The organism is Burkholderia sp. WP9 (genome assembly GCF_900104795.1).
In the GTDB taxonomy this organism is placed as follows: Bacteria; Pseudomonadota; Gammaproteobacteria; order Burkholderiales; family Burkholderiaceae; genus Paraburkholderia.
Window position 1 is genome coordinate 1,161,173 of sequence record NZ_FNTG01000001.1, and the last position, 17,804, is coordinate 1,178,976.

The 17,804-nt window shown below is 63.9% G+C and carries 13 protein-coding genes; 12 read left to right on the forward strand and 1 reads right to left on the reverse strand.

Going from position 1 to position 17,804, the window contains the following annotated elements; translation table 11 throughout:
• Positions 1-76: 76 nt before the first annotated feature.
• From BLW71_RS05230 to BLW71_RS05250, 5 genes are all read left to right on the forward strand, one after another.
• Complete coding sequence (locus BLW71_RS05230) at positions 77-2,050, forward strand: PAS domain-containing hybrid sensor histidine kinase/response regulator (RefSeq protein WP_091793799.1); 1,974 nt, start codon at positions 77-79, stop codon at positions 2,048-2,050.
• 194 nt (positions 2,051-2,244) lie between these two features.
• Positions 2,245-3,432, forward strand: coding sequence for an acyl-CoA dehydrogenase family protein (locus BLW71_RS05235; RefSeq protein ID WP_091793801.1), 1,188 nt, complete (start codon positions 2,245-2,247; stop codon positions 3,430-3,432).
• 24 nt (positions 3,433-3,456) lie between these two features.
• Entirely contained in the window at positions 3,457-4,062 is a 606-nt protein-coding gene (locus tag BLW71_RS05240) for an SAM-dependent methyltransferase (RefSeq protein ID WP_091793802.1), read from the forward strand.
• Positions 4,059-4,712, forward strand: coding sequence for a glycosyltransferase family 2 protein (locus BLW71_RS05245; protein ID WP_091793804.1), 654 nt, complete (start codon positions 4,059-4,061; stop codon positions 4,710-4,712). The genes BLW71_RS05240 and BLW71_RS05245 overlap by 4 nt, the downstream gene beginning before the upstream one ends.
• Positions 4,713-4,844: 132 nt before the next feature.
• Positions 4,845-5,339, forward strand: coding sequence for a DUF421 domain-containing protein (locus BLW71_RS05250; RefSeq protein WP_091793805.1), 495 nt, complete (start codon positions 4,845-4,847; stop codon positions 5,337-5,339).
• A 72-nt stretch (positions 5,340-5,411) separates the two neighbouring features.
• Here BLW71_RS05250 and BLW71_RS05255 read toward each other — a convergent pair whose 3' ends face one another.
• On the reverse strand, positions 5,412-6,809 hold the full coding sequence (locus BLW71_RS05255; protein ID WP_091793807.1) for an MFS transporter: 1,398 nt from the start codon (positions 6,807-6,809) through the stop codon (positions 5,412-5,414).
• 227 nt (positions 6,810-7,036) lie between these two features.
• Between BLW71_RS05255 and BLW71_RS41545 the strand changes: the two genes are divergently transcribed.
• From BLW71_RS41545 to ilvA, 7 genes are all read left to right on the forward strand, one after another.
• A complete protein-coding gene (locus tag BLW71_RS41545) occupies positions 7,037-7,186 on the forward strand; it encodes a hypothetical protein (protein ID WP_177204974.1) in 150 nt (49 codons plus the stop codon).
• A 586-nt stretch (positions 7,187-7,772) separates the two neighbouring features.
• Complete coding sequence (gene mprF / locus BLW71_RS05260; RefSeq protein WP_286162036.1) at positions 7,773-10,325, forward strand: bifunctional lysylphosphatidylglycerol flippase/synthetase MprF; 2,553 nt, start codon at positions 7,773-7,775, stop codon at positions 10,323-10,325.
• Complete coding sequence (locus tag BLW71_RS05265; protein WP_091793810.1) at positions 10,322-11,587, forward strand: virulence factor family protein; 1,266 nt, start codon at positions 10,322-10,324, stop codon at positions 11,585-11,587. Before mprF ends, BLW71_RS05265 begins: the two co-directional genes overlap by 4 nt.
• Positions 11,588-11,923: 336 nt before the next feature.
• Positions 11,924-13,552, forward strand: a complete 1,629-nt coding sequence (locus tag BLW71_RS05270) for an amino acid adenylation domain-containing protein (RefSeq protein ID WP_091793812.1) — start codon at positions 11,924-11,926, stop codon at positions 13,550-13,552.
• An 80-nt stretch (positions 13,553-13,632) separates the two neighbouring features.
• The gene (locus tag BLW71_RS05275; RefSeq protein WP_091793813.1) at positions 13,633-13,893 is read left to right on the forward strand and encodes an acyl carrier protein; all 261 of its coding nucleotides are present in this window, start codon (positions 13,633-13,635) and stop codon (positions 13,891-13,893) included.
• Complete coding sequence (locus BLW71_RS05280) at positions 13,877-15,733, forward strand: serine aminopeptidase domain-containing protein (protein WP_286161936.1); 1,857 nt, start codon at positions 13,877-13,879, stop codon at positions 15,731-15,733. Before BLW71_RS05275 ends, BLW71_RS05280 begins: the two co-directional genes overlap by 17 nt.
• A gap of 340 nt (positions 15,734-16,073) precedes the next feature.
• Positions 16,074-17,648 (forward strand): threonine ammonia-lyase, biosynthetic, encoded by a 1,575-nt coding sequence (ilvA, locus tag BLW71_RS05285; protein ID WP_091793815.1) that lies wholly within the window; start codon positions 16,074-16,076, stop codon positions 17,646-17,648.
• Positions 17,649-17,804: the final 156 nt, after the last annotated feature.

Here is a 17,804-nt window from a genome sequence, read left to right on the forward strand (position 1 = left end):
GTTGGCACACCATAAACGGATGCGGCCAGCGGATGCCGGTGTATGCTTTTGCACGTAACCCTCATCCTTTGAAATCATGAAACAGCTCGATGTCCCTTCTACCGGTGAAAACGGCGAACCTGCCAAGGCTGCGGCGCCGGTTCGCATGAACCCGGCTGCCGATGTCGATTACTGGTCTCTGGTGCAGGCGATCGAAGACTATGCAATCTTCCTGCTCGATGCGACCGGGCGGATCGTCAGTTGTAATGGCGGGGCACTGAAACTGGCGGGTTACACAGACACGGATATTATCGGCGAGCACTTTTCGCGCTTCTACACTGAGGAGGCCGTGGCGCGCGGCTGGCCCGCCTACGAATTGCAACAGGCGTCGCTCACCGGCCGTTTCGAGGACGAAGGCTGGCGTGTCCGCAAGGACGGCACGACCTTCTGGTCGAACGTCGTGATCACGGCGATCCGCAACGACGCCGGCATTCTTACCGGCTTCGCCAAGATCACGCGCGACCTGACCGCGCAACGCGAGTACACGGAAGCGCTTCGGCAAAGCGAAGAGCGTTTCCGTTTGCTGGTCGACTGTGTCAAGGACTACGCGATATTCATGCTCGATCCGCAAGGCTATGTGGTGAGCTGGAATGCCGGCGCCGCGCGCATCAAAGGCTATACGCGCGATGAAATCGTCGGTCAGCATTTCTCGGTGTTCTACGTGCCGGAGGAAGCGGCGGCGGGCAAGCCCGCGCGTGAACTGGCGCTTGCCCGGCAGCTCGGCCACGTCGAGGACGAAGGCTGGCGGGTGCGCAAGGACGGCACGACGTTCTGGGCCAACGTCAACATCACAGCGATACATGACGAATCGAACCGGCTGTGTGGTTTCGCCAAGGTCACGCGCGATCTGACCGAGCGGCGTCAGCGCGAAGAACTGGAGCGTTCGGGCGAACGCATGCGTCAGTTCCTCGCGACCCTCGCGCATGAATTGCGCAACCCGCTCGCGCCGGTGCGCAATGCGATCGGGGTGATGCAACTCGAAACCGGTGTCAGCCCCACGCTCGCGCGTTCGCGCGATCTGATCGACCGCCAGGTTACGCACCTCACTCGGCTTGTCGATGATCTGCTCGATGTCGGCCGCATCATGTCTAACAAGGTCGAGTTGCGCCTCGGCCGCATCGATCTGGCCGAGGTTGTGGCGCGCGGCGTCGAGGCAGCCCGGCCGTTTACGGACGCGCACGAGCAGCGCGTCGTGCTGCTTATGCCGGTCGAGCCGATCTTCGTTCGAGGCGATATGACGCGTCTCGTCCAGGTGCTGCAGAACCTCTTGCACAACGCGTCGAAATTTTCGCCGGTGGGCAGTGTGATTGAAATTTCGTCCCGCATCGATTTTCACATGGCCGTGCTCGAAGTGCGCGATAGCGGTTGCGGTATTCCTCTGCGCTCGCTCGACAAGATCTTCGAACTGTTCGCCCAGGAAAAAGATGCGCAGAGCTCGGGCGAAGGCGGGTTGGGCATCGGCCTCACGCTGTGCAAGTCGCTCGTCGAGATGCACGGCGGCAGCATTGTCGCGAGCAGCGAGGGGCCTGGCAGCGGCAGTACGTTCACGCTGAGTCTGCCGCTGGCCGCCGCGCCGTCCGATGCAGCCAGTGACGAGGCGAATGCGGCAAGCGGCCAGGTCGCGCCGCTGCGCATTCTGCTGGTCGACGACAATCGCGATTCCGCCGACAGTCTCGCGATGCTGCTCGAACTCAAAGGCCACGAGGTGCGTATTGCCTACGAGGGCGAGCAGGCGCTGCAGGTCGCGCCGCGCTTCGCGCCGCACCTCGCCGTGATCGACATCGCGATGCCGAAGATGGACGGCTACGCCACCATCGCGGTGCTGCGCAAGATGCCCGCGCTCGCCGATACGATGTACGCCGCGATGACCGGTTTCGGCCAGGCATCGGATCGCGAGCGCACCCGCGGGGCCGGTTTCCACGCGCATCTCGTGAAGCCCGTGGAACTCGCATTGTTCGATACGTTGCTCGCGGAGGTCGAGGCGCGGCGTAGCGGGCGCGCTACTGGCTAGCGCTCGAATCAGCCCGCGCTTCCTTCATTCCAGAGCGCAACAACAGTCTGCGCGTGCTTCCGCTTTCCTGAAGAAACCTTGGCGTACTCCGCCTTTCGCCGGCTGAGGCACGCCGCTTGCTGTCCGCCTCGTATGGCCGGCGGTCCCTTTTGAGGATCTGCCGGCAATCGATCGAACAGCTTCAGGGAGGCACGATGCTCGATACGCGTGAACGTGGGGCCGGCGTCACTACCCGGCCGCCGCACGGCTCCGGCCTGATCACCCCCGAGGCTTCGCAAAACGCGGGGCGTCGCGCGCGCACGGAAGCGAAACTTGCCGGATCGCTCGAAGATTATCTGCATGGCACGCGTTTCGATCCGAACGACTCCGTCGCCTTGGGCGGCGTGTTGAGCGCGCTGGTCGAACGCGGCTATGACCGTGCGCCGGTCGTGCCCTTGCCGGGCCACGGCGAGACGCTCGCGCGCTGGCGCGCGCTCGCCGCGGTGGCGGCGTGCGATCTCGGCCTCGTCAAACTGTTCGAAGGGCACACAGACGCGCTCGCCATTCTCGCGGAATTGCACGGCCCGGAGGCGCCGGCGGGAAGCCGCTGGGGTGTGTGGGCCGCCGAGCCGCCCGACGCGCGCGTCCAGGCCGTCAAAGTAGGATTCCGAAGCGATGGCGAGGGCCTTCATCTTACCGGTACGAAAGCGTGGTGCTCCGGCGCCGCCGTCGTCACGCATGCGCTCGTGACTGCGTGGCTGGATGGCGAACCGGTGCTCGCGGCCGTAGCGATGGATCAGCCGTCGATCACGATCGATACGTCGAAATGGCAAGCCGTCGGCATGCAGGCCACGGCGAGCGCCGACGTGACGTTCAACCAGGCTTGTGCAACGCTGGTGGGTGGCGCGCACGACTATGTGCGCCGGCCGGGCTTCTGGCACGGCGGCGCCGGTATCGCGGCGTGCTGGTACGGCGCCGCCGCGCAAATCGGCTGGATGCTGCGGGAAGCGTCCACGCAGCGGGCGGATTCGCATCGGCTTGCGCATCTCGGTGCGGTGGAGGTTGCCTTGGCGGGCGCCGCTGCGGTATTGCGCGAGACCGCGACGCACATCGACACCAATCCGCTGGCCGATTCGCAGCGCGAGGCGATGCGTGCCCGCCTCGTGGTGGAAGAAGCCGCGAGCGCCGTGATGAATCATGCAACGCGTACGCTCGGGGCTGGCCCGTTGTGCCGCAATGCGCGCTTCGCGCGTGCGCTGGCGGACCTGCCGGTATTTCTGCGGCAAAGCCACGCGGAGCGCGATCTTGCCGCGCTTGGTGAACTGAGCGCCGCCGCGGGAGCGGACGAGGCAGGCAAGGGCGGTGATGATCGCGATGCCGGAGGTGCCCCGTGGATGCTCTGACACCCGTCACGGAGGGCCGCTGACATGAGCTCGCCCGCCACCTACTTCGATGAACTCTATCAACAGAGCGACGATCCGTGGAAGCTGCGCGAAGGCTGGTACGAACGCCGCAAGCGCTCGCTCACGCTCGCGCTGCTGCCGCGTCCGCGCTACCGGAACGCGTTCGAACCCGGCTGTGCGAACGGCGAACTGACGGTTGAACTGGCGAGGCGCTGCGACATGCTGCTCGCCGCGGACCTGCACGCGCGCGCCGTGCAGTTGACGCGCGAGCGCGTCGCCGGCGCGCCGCAGGTTCGTGTCGAACAGCGCACGGTGCCGGGCGAGTGGCCAACCGAGGCCGGCCCGTTCGATCTGATCGTGATTAGCGAATTCGCTTACTACCTCGACGCCGCGGAACTCGAAACGCTGGCTTCGCGAGTCTCCGCGTCGCTCACGACGGACGGCACGCTGCTCGCCTGTCACTGGCGCCGGCCTTTCGCCGAAGCGCTCGAATCCGCCGACGCCGCGCATGCGTTGTTCGATGCACGCTGCGGCCTGTCGCGTCTCGCGCATCACGATGAAGCCGATCTGTTGATCGACGTCTGGTCGCGCGACGCCCGTTCGGTCGCGCAGCGCGAGGGGCTCCTATGATCGGCGTGATTGTTCCGGCGCATAACGAAGAGGCGTTGCTGGCGCCTTGCCTCGCGGCCCTGATCGAGGCGTCGCGTCATGAGGATCTGGCGAGGGAAACGGTGCGCATCGTGGTGGTGCTCGACGACTGCGACGACTTTACCGGCGCGATTGCGCGTGCTTACGGTGTCGAGACGCTCACACTGAAAGCGCGCAATGTCGGCATTGCGCGTGCGAGCGGAGCGGACTTCCTGCTTGCGGATGGCGCGCGCTGGCTCGCGTTTACCGACGCCGACAGCCGAGTGTCGCCGGGTTGGCTCGTCGCCCAGCTTTCGCTCGACGCGGACGCGGTGTGCGGCTCGATTGCCGTCGACGACTGGACCCCGCATCCGCACAGCGTGCGCGAATATTTCCGCAAGACTTACGTGGATGCGGACGGTCATCGACATATTCACGGTGCGAACCTCGGCGTATCGGCCGACGCGTACCGGCGCGCGGGTGGCTTTCCGCCGCTCACGTGCAGCGAGGATGTCGCGCTGGTGGATCGGCTGATCGCGATAGGTGCGCGTATCGCGTGGAGCGCGGCGCCGCGCGTGATTACGAGTGCGCGTGCGGCAGCTCGCGCGCGTGGTGGTTTCGGCGATACGTTGGCGGGGTGGGCGGTTGGTTGAAGCGGTCGGGTAAAGCGGTGCTCACAAGCAGTCGGCTAAAGCGGCCGCATAAGGCGTACGGAGCCGCCCAATGCTTCCGGCGCGCGCAATCAACACTCGACTTAGCCGGCAGTACGCCGCGAGGAGGGCGGCATGATGGACGCAATCTTCCTGCTGTTCGGTCAGGGCAGGACACTCGATCCGCTACAGATGGCGGCTCGTTCGATCGTCGTATTTCTGGTCGCGCTTGTGCTGATCCGGATCTCAGGGCGGCGCTCGTTCGGACAACGCTCGCCGTTCGATTCCGTTGTGGTGATACTACTTGGTGCAACGCTGAGCCGGGCGATCGTCGGGGCATCGCCGTTTGTCGCAACGGTGGCGGCGTCGTTCGTGATCGTCGTGTGTCATCGTTTGCTGGCGTGGGCGTGTATTCGCTCGTCCTTGCTGGAGCGGCTGGTGGGCGGTGTCGAACGGGAAGTGTTCAGCAACGGCGAGTCCAACTCACGCGAAATGAACGCCGCGCTCATCACGCCGACCGATGTTCAGGAGAGCGTGCGCCAGAAAACCGGCTCACGTTCAATGAACGATGTGGCCGCGGCGATTCTCGAACGCAACGGTGAGGTGAGCGTGATCCGAAAGAAGGCCTGAAGCGTGCCCGTGCCGTGCGCGTAACCGATAAATCCGCCCAGCCGTTCAGTCGTTTAGCCGATCGACAACCAATCAGCCGCGACCGCCTCGCGAGATCTCCTCGCCCGCGCGATGCGGCATGCGCAGCGTGACCGGAATCGACGCGAACGAGCACAGGCCGACCACCAGAAATGCCGGCCAGAAATCCGACCACGTGATACCGGGATGGCCGTGCAGCACGCGCGAGATTTGCAGCACGATACCGCCGATCGTCACGCCCAGCCCGAGCGACATCTGCTGCACCACGCTGCCGAGACTCGTGGCGCGTCCCACGTCACGGCTGGCGATTTCCGCATAAGTCAGCGAGTTCAGACTCGTGAACTGCAACGCGGGGAAGAATCCGCCGAGCAGCACCACGATCCAGATGATCCACGTCGGCGTGCCGGGGAAGAACAGTCCGCAGGCCGCGATCGAGATTCCCGACAACGCGGCATTGACCACCAGCACCGAACGAAAACCGAAGCGATGCAGCACGCTCGAGGCGACCGTGCGCATGAACATGCCGCCGAATGCGGACGCGCAGGTGATCAGGCCGGATTCGAACGCGCTCATGCCGTGGCCTTCCTGCAGCATGAGCGGCAATAGAAACGGCAACGCGCCGAGGCCGATACGAAACAGCGAACCGCCGAGCACGCTCGCCTGGAACGTCGGCACTTTGAAAAAGCGCAAGTCCAGCAGCGGAAGCGGCACGCGCTGCGCGTAGGCGACATAAGCCGCGAGCAACACGGCGCCGCATGCGCACATGCCGAGCGCGTCGCGATTCGAAATCAGTTCGCCGCCGACCAGCGACAGCCCAAGCAGAAGCAACACCGCGCCGGCAGCCGAAAGAAAAAAACCGATCCAGTCGAGCGGACCCGGGTCAGGCTCGCGCGTGTTGGCGATGTGCCGGTTGGTCAGATAGATACCGAGAATGCCGATCGGCACGTTGATGAAGAAAATCAGCCGCCAGTGCAGATATGTGGTGATGAAGCCGCCGAGCAGCGGTCCGGCGGCGGGGCCGAGCATCGCGGGGACGCTCAGATAGTTCATCGCGCGGATGAAGTCGGACTTGTGCACCACGCGGAAAATGATGATCCGCCCGACCGGCACCATCATTGCGCCGCCCACACCCTGCACGAAGCGCGCGAGCGTGAAGGTGGCGAGTGAGTTCGAAGCGGCGCACAGCAGCGAGCCCGTCACGAAAATGCCGATTGCCGTGCGAAAGATCGTGCGCGCGCCGAACCGGTCGGCGAGCCATCCGCACACGGGAATGAACACGCCGAGTCCCAGCACATAGCTCGTCACCGCGATTTTCAGCGTGACCGGATCGCGCCCGAAGTCGCGCGCCATGGCCGGCAGCGCGGTGACGATCACATTCGCGTCGACGCTTTCCATGAACATCGCGCACGCGACGATAAGGGGCGCAATCAGGGCTTTCTGGACGACGGTCATGAAGGCGGGCTGCGTCGGGCGTTCACGGTCAAAGAGGCATTATTGCACCTGTACGGTGCGCATGGTTAAAAGACAACGCTCCGATGTCACCCTTTTTAAGATTGTCTCTATGGCGGCCGGCCTTCTGCGGCAAAGGTCCGACACTTTATTGATATTTGTTGCAGTGCGACAGAAGCTCGGTATAATCGGGTTATTGCCTAGGTATAAACCCTATACAGGAGTCTGTCATGAACACCGCTTCCAACGCCGCCGCCCGCGCTACTGTCTCCACGAGCAACACGTTCCTCGGCAAGCTGCGCGCACTGGCGCTGCATGCACTGAACCTCCATCTGCAAAATTGCGCGGTGATCGCTGAAGCGCATCGTCGTCCGGAGTAATCAAAAGCGGCGCGCTCTTCGCGCGCTGACTCGCAGAGCAGGGCGCAGCGTTGCGCCGCTGCTGTTTGCACGGCACGCTTTCGCGTGCCGTTGCGTGAGGTAGCCGCGAGGCCCGTTCGACAATGTCGAGCGTTGCTTCGCGCGCACGGGTCGCCGCGCGTCATCAACGCGCTGATCAAAAGTGTCATCGACACCAGTGCGACCCACTACTTGCGCTCCATCCCCATCCTGTCCGGCCGTCACCACGCGCCGTCGATTCTTCATTCGCAGCGCGCAAATAGCGTTTAAACTTCAGCCCCTGCCGAAAGGCGGTGCGTGTCGTTGCCATCCGATCGGCAATATCGACCGTTTATTCACGCGTTTCGCTCTGTCACGCCGCGTGCCGCATTCGATGCAGCGGGCCCAGGTTAAACCCCGCGTCAGGGCTCACACTGTCAACCTTTTCACCCCTGTGCCGTTATCCATTTGTAATCGCCAATAAGAGGCGACGCCGCGGCGGACGAATTGTCGTCGTGACAGCTCCAAGCAAGGCCCCGCATTGACCATGTTCCATCGATATAACAATAAATTCGACCGGCTAGGCGCGATGTTCGACCGTGCATCGAAAACGCTCTCTGACCGCGGGCTTCTCTCGCCCTTGCTCGCGCTAGTGCTTGGCGCGCTGCTGCTGGTCGTCTTGCAACATCTCTCGCAAGCGGTGGACTATCGCTCGGTGATGCGTCAGTTGCGTGAACTGACGGCCGGCGAATGGGCCGCCGCGCTCGGCGCCACCGCGCTCAGTTACGTGGCGCTGGTCGGCCGCGATGCCGTCGGTTTGCGCTATCTGGGCGCAGTCGTGCCGCGTGCGGCGCTGTGGATCGGTGCGACCGCGGGCTCCGCACTCGGTAATGCCACCGGTTTCGGTGCGCTGACAGGCGGCGCTGTGCGCGCGCGCGTCTACAGCGTGGCGAACGTCACGCCCGCGCAGATCGGGCGCATGACGGTGTTCACGAGCGTCTCGCTCGCGCTCGCGCTGGTGCTGATGACGGCGCTCGGCATGCTCGGCGTGGCCGGCACGCTCGCGCCGATGCTGCATCTCGAACCGGTCGCGCTGCGTTGGAGCGGTGCGGCGCTGCTCGTCGTGCTCGGACTGGCGGCCACCGCATGCCGCAGCGAAACGCGCCCGGTCCGCACGCGCTGGCAGTGGCTCTCGTTCGACATTCCCGCGCGCCGCGATCTGCTCGCGCAAGTGGCGCTCGCGGTCCTCGACGTGGTGGCAGCCGGCCTCGCCTTGTGGGCGCTGCTGCCGCATGCGGACGTGAGCTTCGTAACCTTCATCACGGTCTACGCCGCAGCGATGCTGCTCGGCATGATCGGCCATACGCCCGGGGGCGTCGGCGTGTTCGAGGCGGCGATGGTGTTCACGCTGAACGGTAGCGTGCAAACGCATCATATGGTTGCCGCGTTACTCGCGTATCGTGCGATTTACTTCGGTGTCCCGTTGATCGTCTCGGCCGCGCTGCTCGCCGGTTTCGAGGGACGGGCGCTGAAAAGCCGACTGCCGTTTCAACACGCGGCCGCCGCCTCGAAGCTCGCGCCGCTGTTCCTGAGTCTCGTCACGTTCGTGGTGGGTGGCATGCTGGTGATTTCCAGCGCGACGCCCGCGTTCTGGCAACGCATCCGCATTCTGCGCGACGTACTGCCGCTGTGGGTGCTCGAAAGTTCGCAGATGCTCTGCAGCGTGCTCGGGGTGCTGCTGCTGTTCGTCGCGCGTGGTTTGCTGCGGCGGCTGGACGCCGCGTGGTGGATGACGCTCATGCTGGCAGTGCTGAGTCTCGCGTTGTCGTTGACCAAAGGTCTTGCGTTCGTGGAAGCCGGCGTTCTCGGCATGCTGATCGTGCTGCTGCTGTCCACGCGCCAGCGTTTCAACCGTCATTCCTCGCTGTTCGCCGAGCGCTTTACCGCGGGCTGGCTGGTTTCGGTTGCGATGGTGCTGATGCTCGCCACGTGGGTCATGCTGTTTGCTTTTCGCGACGTGCCGTACACGCGCGACCTGTGGTGGCAATTCGCCTTCGACGAACGCGCGCCGCGTGCGCTGCGCGCGACGCTGGCCGCCAGCCTCTTTGCGGCGGTGTTCTCGTTCTGGCAGTTGCTGCGTCCCGCACCGGGCCGCTTCGTCAAGCCGGCGCCGGAAGATCTGCACGACGCGGCGCGCATCGTTCGCGCGCAGGAGCGTAGCGACGCCGGCCTCGCGCTGATGGGCGACAAGAGCTTCCTGTTCTCCGAGTCGCGTCAGGCTTTTCTGATGTACGCGAAATATGGCCGCACATGGGCCGCTTTGCACGATCCGGTGGGGCCGCGCGAAGAGTGGGCCGCTCTCATCAGCAAGTTCGTCGCGCTCGCGCATGCCCACGGCGGGCGCGCGGCGTTTTATCAGGTGCGCGCCAACGCGTTGCCGCTTTATCTCGACGCCGGTCTCACGCTGATGAAACTCGGTGAAGAAGCGCATGTCGTGCTCGACGACTTCGATCTGAAGGGCTCGCATCGCGCGCATCTTCGCTATGCGCTCAAGCGCGGCGAGCGTGATGGCTTCACCGTCGAAGTGATCGATCAGGCGCACGTGCCGGCGTCGCTTGAAACGCTGCGCGAGATTTCCGATGGCTGGCTCGACAGCCGCGACGCGCGCGAAAAGAGCTTCTCGGTCGCCGCATTCACGGACGAGTATCTCGCGGCGCAATCGGTGATGCTGGTGCGTCAGAACGGCGAGCCGGCCGCGTTCGTCACCTTCATGACGACCGATATGAACACTGAAGCGACGGTCGGCGTGATGCGTCATGTGGCAAGCGCGTCGCCTTATGCAATGGAATATCTGTTCACGCAACTTGCGCTGCATCTGAAGCAGGCGGGCTTCCGCTCGCTCAGCCTCGGCATCGCGCCGCTGTCCGGCATGCAGCCCACGCCGCTCGCTTCGCGCTGGCACCGGTTCGCCGGCATCGTGTGGCGTTTCGGCGGCCGTTTCTATAATTTCCGCGGACTGCGCGCTTTCAAGAGCAAATTCCAGCCGCATTGGGAGCCGCGCTATCTCGCGGCGTCGGGTTCGGTGGGCGTGTTCTTCACGCTCGCGGACCTGTCATTGCTGGCGGGAGGCCGGCGTTCATGACATTGCATTCGTTCTTCCGGGCCGCCGTGGTGGCGGGCCTCGTGATTGGCGGCGCGCTTGCGCACGCCGCGACCACCACCGTGCCAGGCGGCCGTTATGGCGACGTGAAGGTCACGCAGCCGGAAGGTCCGTTGCGCGGCTTCGTGGTGCTGTACTCGCAAGCCAGCGGCTGGAGCGCGGCGGATCAGCAAAGCGCCGATGCGCTTGCGAAGGCCGGTGCGTTGACCGTCGGCGTCGACACCGCCCGCTATGCGGCCAATCTCGGCGCGAAGAAAGAAGCCTGCCATCAGCTGGTGGGTGATGCCGAAGCGCTGAGCCACCAGCTCGAACGGCAGTCGCAATCGAGCCACTATTTCGCGCCGATCGTCGTGGGTACCGGGCAGGGCGCGACGCTCGCCATGCACGTGCTCGAACAGGCGCCCTCGAATACGATTGCCGGCGCGGTCGCGGTGGACGCCGAGCGCACGCTCGATCCGCGCTTCCAGCCGTGTCCGCCGGATCCGACGGTGATCCGCGACAAGGTGCCGGGTTTCGTCGAAAAAGCGGCTACGGGTAGCGCCGATCGCACGCGGCTCGTTGCGTTGGTCACGCCACATCTGCAAGCGGTGTCGACGAGCGATGACGACGTGTCCGATCTGCCGCTGATCGAATTGCCGGCAGCGCATCCGAACGGCCTGATGGCGATCGTGATATCCGGCGACGGCGGCTGGCGCGATCTCGACAAGACCATCGCCCAGGCTTTGCAGAAAGACGGCGTCTCCGTGATCGGCTGGGACAGCTTGCGCTATTTCTGGAGCGAGAAGCCGCCTGCGCAAACCAGCCGCGACCTCGCGCGGGTGATGCAAACCTATGGCGCACGCTGGAACGCACAGCACGTCGCGCTCGTCGGCTATTCGTTTGGTGCGGACGTGATGCCGTTCGCCTATAACCGTCTGCCGCCCGCGTTGCGCGAGAAGGTATCGCTGATCGCGTTGCTCGGCTTCGCGCCGGACGCCGATTTTCAGATCCGCGTGGGCGGCTGGCTCGGCATGCCGGCAAGCGACAAGGCGCTGAAAGTCCAGCCGGAATTGACCCGTGTGCCGCCCGCGATCGTGCAGTGCTTCTACGGCGAGAACGAAAAAGACACCTTGTGTCCGTCGCTGACGAAAACCGGCGTGGAAGTGATTCGCACCTCGGGCGATCACCACTTCGGCGGCGATTACAACTCGCTGGAACAGCGCATTCTGAGCGCCTTCAGGAAGCAGAGCGGCGTGCGCAACTGATATCGCCGCAGCGCCCCGGCGTGCTGACGGCGGCACGCCGACAAATGCTCATTCGTCTGTTGAGAGCGCTATCGCACATAGGCCGGACTCACCGGCATCTATGATCCTTACAAAGACCTGACCGTCAGGCTCATCAAGCGGTAGCGCGCGACGAGCCTGCGTGGCCGGTTGCTGTCCGCGTCTTTGTCTTGTGAATTCTCCTACGATAATGCAGCACGCCGCCGGGTAGCTCAGTTGCCCGGTAGCGGGCTGCTGGCATGGCTGGCCGCCGCTCCGGCACGCTCGCGCGACCGGTTGGGCAACGCCGGCACTTTGCCCCATGCGTCGAGGCCGTGAATGCTGGATTCATTCTTCTTCGATACTGCCGCGCGTGAGCCGGATCGTCCCGCGCTATGGGTCGACCAGCGCTCGTATTCCTACGGCGAGGTTGCGTCGCGAGCCTGTGGGATCGCGGCCGCCTTGGGCCCGGTATTGCCAGCCGGCCGAGCGCGACGCTGCCTGTTGTTCGCCCATCGCAGCATGGATGCCTATGCGAGTTTGCTAGGAATCCTCAGGGCTGGTTGCGCTTACGTGCCGCTCAATCCGAACGTGCCGATTGCACGTATTGCCGCGGTAATCGAGCAAGCGGGCGCGTCCGTCATGCTGGTCGACCGGCGATGCGCCGTATTACTCGACGAAGTGGTGTCGCTGCTGGACGAGTCGCCGAAAATTCTTCTGCTCGACGACGACGTAAGCGAAGAAGTCAGAACAGTCTCCCAGGAATTCAGGGAGACATCCCCTGTCTGCGAGGCATCTGCCCGCTGCGCGCAGACGCGGCTACCTGACGGGCCAAACGAGGCCGAAGCGGCCACTCCTCGCGCGTTGCACGACCAGGCCTACGTTCTGTTCACGTCAGGCTCGACCGGCGCACCCAAGGGCGTACCGATTTCGCACGAGAATGCTTGCGCCTATGTGACGGGGCAACTGGAATTGTTCGAAAAGCTTCCCGAAGCGCGCTACGTGCAGTTATGCGAGCTTTCCTTCGATCCCTCGGTGCACGACATGTTCGTGTGCTGGGCGAACGGCGCATGCCTGTTTGTACCGAAGACGGTCGAGCCGATCTACAACGCGGCCTTCATCAAGGAACACGCAATCACGCATTGGAGCAGCGTACCTTCTGTCGCGGCTTTCATGCAGCAGTTCCGCAAACTGCAGCCGGACGAATTCCCCAGTCTGCGCGTGACGCTGTTCGGTGGTGAACCGCTGCAGCGTCAGCTGGTGCAAGCGTGGCGGCGCGCCGCGCCGAACAGCCGGGTTCTCAACATGTACGGGCCGACTGAAACGACGGTTGCGTGCACTGCCTTCGAAGTCACTGCGGAATTTCTCACCGATCCGCGCCACACGGTGATGCCGCTTGGCCGCGCGTTACCGGGCATGGAGTTGTTGATCGTGGACGCCGCGCTCGAACCGGTCGCGCCGGGCATCAGCGGTGAATTGCTGATTGGTGGTCCGCAGGTCGCGTCCGGGTATCTGTCGGCGGATGACCCCGGCAATCGCCGATTCATTTCGAACCTGTATCCGGGCTGCCGCGCGTCGCGCTGGTATCGGAGCGCTGACGCCGCGCGCGAGGTACCCGGTCAGGGAATCGTGTTTCAAGGCCGGCTGGATACGCAGATCAAGATTCGCGGCAACCGTATCGAGCTCGAAGAAGTGGAGCATGTCGTTCGATCATGCAGTCAGGCGGCGCTATGCGCGGTCATCGCCTGGCCGGTCGACGAAGTGGGGCGCGCGGCTGGCCTGGTGGCTTTCGTGGCGTGTGCGCAACGCGGTGCCGCGCGGATTCTGCAGGCATGCCGTGAGCGCTTGCCGGCGTATGCCGTACCGCAACGGGTCGTGATGCTGGACACGTTGCGGCTGAATGTAAATGGCAAGGTCGACAAGAGGGCTCTCGCTGAGCACTGTGTGACCGGCGACGTGCTCACCTGAGCGCAGTGCGGCAACGTCTTCTTGTGCGCGCTCGATGGATGAGTGCCGCGTTGAAAAATTGAAGTATCGGGGAAATCAGAATGAAGACTCATGTGCGCCGCATTCTTCGCCAGACCGCCTGTCTCGCCGTATCGGTCGATACGCTCGGCGATCAGGATGGTCTCTACGCCGCCGGCTTGTCGTCGCTCGGCGCTGTCCGCGTGATGATGGCCATCGAGGACGAATTCGCCGTGGAGATTCCAGGCGCGCTGATCACGCATGAGATGTTTGAAAGCATCGATTCCCTCGCAAGCGTGATCGCGCTCATCGTGCCGGAGGAGTCGATTGCAACGCGAACCTGAAGTGGCGCTGCGTCGGCCGATCACGCCCGCTCAGCTCACCATGACACCCGTTACGTTCGGCGGCTGTTTCGGATGGCTGCACCGTCCGGCCGGCACGCAACCGGAGACGGGCGTCGTGCTGTGCAACCCGTTCGGCTATGAAGCACTGTGCACTTATCGAGGCTGGCGTGACCTCGCCGACAGGCTCGCCGCGCGCGGTATCGCGGTGCTGCGCTTCGACTATCCCGGCACGGGCGATTCGAGTGGCAACGAAGACGACCCGCAACGCATGCGTGCGTGGCTCGACAGCATCGAAGCGGCAGCGCTGTGGCTGCGCGCCGAAACCGCGGTGACGCGCCTGAGTCTGTGCGGGCTGCGTTTTGGCGCGACGCTGGCGGCGCTGGCCGCCGAACAGATGGGCGGCGTCGACGATCTGGTGCTGCTCATGCCGGTGAGTTCGGGCAAGGGCTACATGCGTGAACTGGAGCTTCAGCATCAGAGTTGGCTCAGTTCGCAGCAGGCGCTCGGACTCAGCCTAGGTGACGAGGCCGCCAACACGGTCGGCGCATACGGCTTCCGTTTGTATCCGGATACGCTCGAAGCGCTCGCCATGGTCGATCTCGAACGGACTACGCAATCGCCCGCGCGGCGCGTGTTGCTGCAGGATCTGAATGAGAGCGCGCGTCTGAAGCGCGTGGCCACGCATTATCAGACGCTCGGTGCGTCAACCGATCTGCAATTTTTCGGCGAATACGGCAAGTTTCTGGTCAATCCCAGTTACAGCGAAACCCCGGATCAGGCGTTCGCGAGCGTGCTCGAATGGTTCGGTGCCGCCGCGCTCACTGAACCCGAGCCGCGCGTCGAGATGCTTGCGGGCGCAACGACCGCGCAGATCGATTTCGCGCATGGGCGCGAAACGCCGGTGGTGTTCGAGGGCGGCGGCTATGCGGGCGTATTCTGTCAGCCGCGGCAAGCATTTGAAGGGACGCCGGCTGTATTGTTCGTCAACACGGGCGGCGTGCACCGGATTGGCGACGGCCGCTTCACGGTGCTGATGGCGCGCTATCTGGCGGCCAAGGGCATCGCCTCGTTGCGCATGGACTTGAGCGGCCTCGGCGATAGTCAGCGTCGTGACGCCGCGCTGTCGCTCGACAAGGTGTACGCGCAATATGCGCTCGCGGATGCCAAAGCGGGTGTCGATTGGCTCGTGGCGGCGGGGTATCCGGAAACCGTGATGTTCGGCGTGTGCACAGGTGCCTACGTCAGCCTGCATACGGCGCAGACGCACCCGGCAGTGGTGGGTTGCGCGGCCGTCAATCTGCCGTTTTTCACGTGGGATGGCGCGCAAACGCGGCCCGGCGCGCGCCATATGGCGGCGAGCGTCGTATACCGGCGCGCCATGCGCGATCCGCGCAAATGGCTGCGTTTGTTGACCGGCCAGGCAAACGGCCGGGTGATCGCGATCGAACTCGCTCGCCGTTTGGGCGCGCGCCTTTCCTCGCGCGCCGGTAAAGGGCTCGAGTGGCTGCTCGGCCAACGCACGCCGGGCGGCGTAGTGCGCAGACTCGTTCTGGACCTGGAGCGCAAGGGTGTGCAGACCTCATTGATCTATGGTTCGCTCGATGAAGGACTGGACGCACTGGAAATTCATTTCGGACCCCGTGGTAATCGCCTCGATAAGTTGAATAACATCGATGTGAAACTGATCGGCAAGGTCGACCATGCGCTCTTTTCACAGTCCGCGCGCCACGTGGTGATGGCGCAGTTCGACCGGTTTCTGCGCGAGCGTATCTTGAATGCGCGGCGTCCAGCCGCCGTGCCGGATCACGGGTTGCACGTCGCGCAGGTTCTACGGCGTTGAGATCGACGGGTGCGGTTTGGGATAGCTGTGACGCTGTTCACTATCGCGCGTAAGCGCCGCGTCCGGCAGGGTTGTGCGCAATGCAGAGCGCTCAACCCTGCGCGCATCGCAATCAACAGGGATTGACAAAGCGCCTCAAGTCAACGAAGATCGAACGCATGAACTGCCTCGACATCCGTATTGCGCTGATTATTAGCATCATTCATCGAATGGTGGGTTAGCGCGCGTCTGATAGCAGTGACACATAACCCGCCACACGAGGCGGGTTTTTTTATGTCCGCTGCAACCTGCCTCCTGGTGAACTCTCTGCTGATTTGTCCTTGCCGCACAGGAGCTTGCCTTGTCGTTACACGAACTCAAACGGGCGGCCGAAGCCGCTGATAGCGTCGCGCTTCGGCACGACTACCTGAAAAAAACCCTCACCGCGCGCGTCTACGACGTGGCCCGCGAGACCGAACTCGAACGCGCGCCGAATCTGTCGGCACGTCTGCGCAATCCGGTCTACCTGAAGCGCGAGGACAACCAGCCGGTGTTCTCGTTCAAGGTGCGCGGCGCGTACAACAAGATGGCGCATATTCCTTCCGAGGCGTTGGAACGTGGCGTGATTACCGCGTCGGCGGGCAATCATGCGCAGGGCGTGGCGCTGTCGGCGGCGCGCATGGGCGTGAAGGCGATCATCGTGGTGCCGGTCACGACTCCGCAAGTGAAGGTCGATGCGGTGCGCGCGCACGGCGGGCCGACCGTCGAAGTCGTGCAGTTCGGCGAATCGTATAGCGATGCGTATGGACACGCGGTGAAGCTGCAGGAAGAGCGCGGCCTGACCTTCGTGCATCCGTTCGACGATCCGTATGTGATCGCCGGGCAAGGCACCGTCGCCATGGAAATTCTCAGCCAGCATCAGGGTCCGATTCACGCGATCTTCGTGCCGATCGGCGGCGGTGGGCTCGCGGCGGGGGTGGCTGCGTACGTGAAATCGGTGCGCCCGGAGATCAAGGTGATCGGCGTGCAAACCGATGATTCGTGCGCGATGGCCGCGTCGCTGAAAGCTGGCGAGCGGGTCACGCTGAACGAAGTGGGTCTGTTCTCGGACGGCACGGCGGTGAAACTGGTCGGCGAAGAAACCTTCCGCCTGTGCAGCGAATATCTCGACGACGTGCTGCTCGTAAATACCGACGCACTCTGCGCCGCGATCAAGGATGTTTTCCAGGACACCCGCAGCGTGCTGGAGCCCGCGGGTTCTTTGGCCGTAGCCGGTGCCAAGCAGTATGCGGAGCGCGAAGGCATCGAGAACCAGACGCTGATCGCGATCACGTCCGGTGCGAACATGAACTTCGACCGCATGCGCTTCGTGGCCGAACGCGCCGAAGTGGGTGAAGCGCGCGAAGCCGTGTTTGCCGTGACGATCCCCGAAGAGCGCGGCAGTTTCCGGCGTTTCTGCGAACTGGTGGGCACGCGCAGCGTCACCGAGTTCAACTATCGCATTGCGGACGCGAATTCCGCCCATATCTTCGTGGGCGTGCAGATCAGGAATCGCAGCGAATCGGCGCAGATCGCCGGCGCATTCGAAGCGCACGGGTTCGCCACAGTGGACCTCACGTTCGACGAACTCTCCAAGCAGCACATCCGCTACATGGTGGGCGGCCGCTCGCCTCTGGCGCACGACGAACGTCTGTTCCGTTTCGAGTTTCCCGAGCGTCCGGGCGCGCTGATGAAATTCCTTTCGTCGATGGCGCCGAACTGGAATATCAGCCTGTTCCACTACCGCAACCAGGGCGCGGACTACAGCTCGATTCTGGTCGGCATCCAGGTGCCGGTGAGCGAGAACGAGGCTTTTGATCGTTTTCTCGCCACGCTCGGCTATCCGAACTGGGAAGAGACGCAAAACCCGGTGTATCGCCTGTTTCTCGCATCGTAGAGCGGCTCGGGGTTTACCTTGACGTAGTGCGTGCCGCGCGACGAATGAGTCGTGCAGCGAATGCGCCACGAGCCCTGCCTGGACGGCGTTAGAGCCGAATTGTGCCCGCGGCCGTGTGCGGCCAATCAAGCCCTTTATCTCCAAACGCGATACGGC

What these genes read in the sequence shown, in the direction of transcription:
- BLW71_RS05230 (WP_091793799.1), top strand. Translation starts at nt 77, where the DNA reads ATGAAACAGCTCGATGTCCCTTCTACCGGTGAAAACGGCGAACCTGCC.
- BLW71_RS05235 (WP_091793801.1), top strand. Translation starts at nt 2,245, where the DNA reads ATGCTCGATACGCGTGAACGTGGGGCCGGCGTCACTACCCGGCCGCCG.
- BLW71_RS05240 (WP_091793802.1), top strand. Translation starts at nt 3,457, where the DNA reads ATGAGCTCGCCCGCCACCTACTTCGATGAACTCTATCAACAGAGCGAC.
- BLW71_RS05245 (WP_091793804.1), top strand. Translation starts at nt 4,059, where the DNA reads ATGATCGGCGTGATTGTTCCGGCGCATAACGAAGAGGCGTTGCTGGCG.
- BLW71_RS05250 (WP_091793805.1), top strand. Translation starts at nt 4,845, where the DNA reads ATGATGGACGCAATCTTCCTGCTGTTCGGTCAGGGCAGGACACTCGAT.
- BLW71_RS05255 (WP_091793807.1), bottom strand. Translation starts at nt 6,809, where the DNA reads ATGACCGTCGTCCAGAAAGCCCTGATTGCGCCCCTTATCGTCGCGTGC.
- BLW71_RS41545 (WP_177204974.1), top strand. Translation starts at nt 7,037, where the DNA reads ATGAACACCGCTTCCAACGCCGCCGCCCGCGCTACTGTCTCCACGAGC.
- mprF (WP_286162036.1), top strand. Translation starts at nt 7,773, where the DNA reads ATGTTCGACCGTGCATCGAAAACGCTCTCTGACCGCGGGCTTCTCTCG.
- BLW71_RS05265 (WP_091793810.1), top strand. Translation starts at nt 10,322, where the DNA reads ATGACATTGCATTCGTTCTTCCGGGCCGCCGTGGTGGCGGGCCTCGTG.
- BLW71_RS05270 (WP_091793812.1), top strand. Translation starts at nt 11,924, where the DNA reads ATGCTGGATTCATTCTTCTTCGATACTGCCGCGCGTGAGCCGGATCGT.
- BLW71_RS05275 (WP_091793813.1), top strand. Translation starts at nt 13,633, where the DNA reads ATGAAGACTCATGTGCGCCGCATTCTTCGCCAGACCGCCTGTCTCGCC.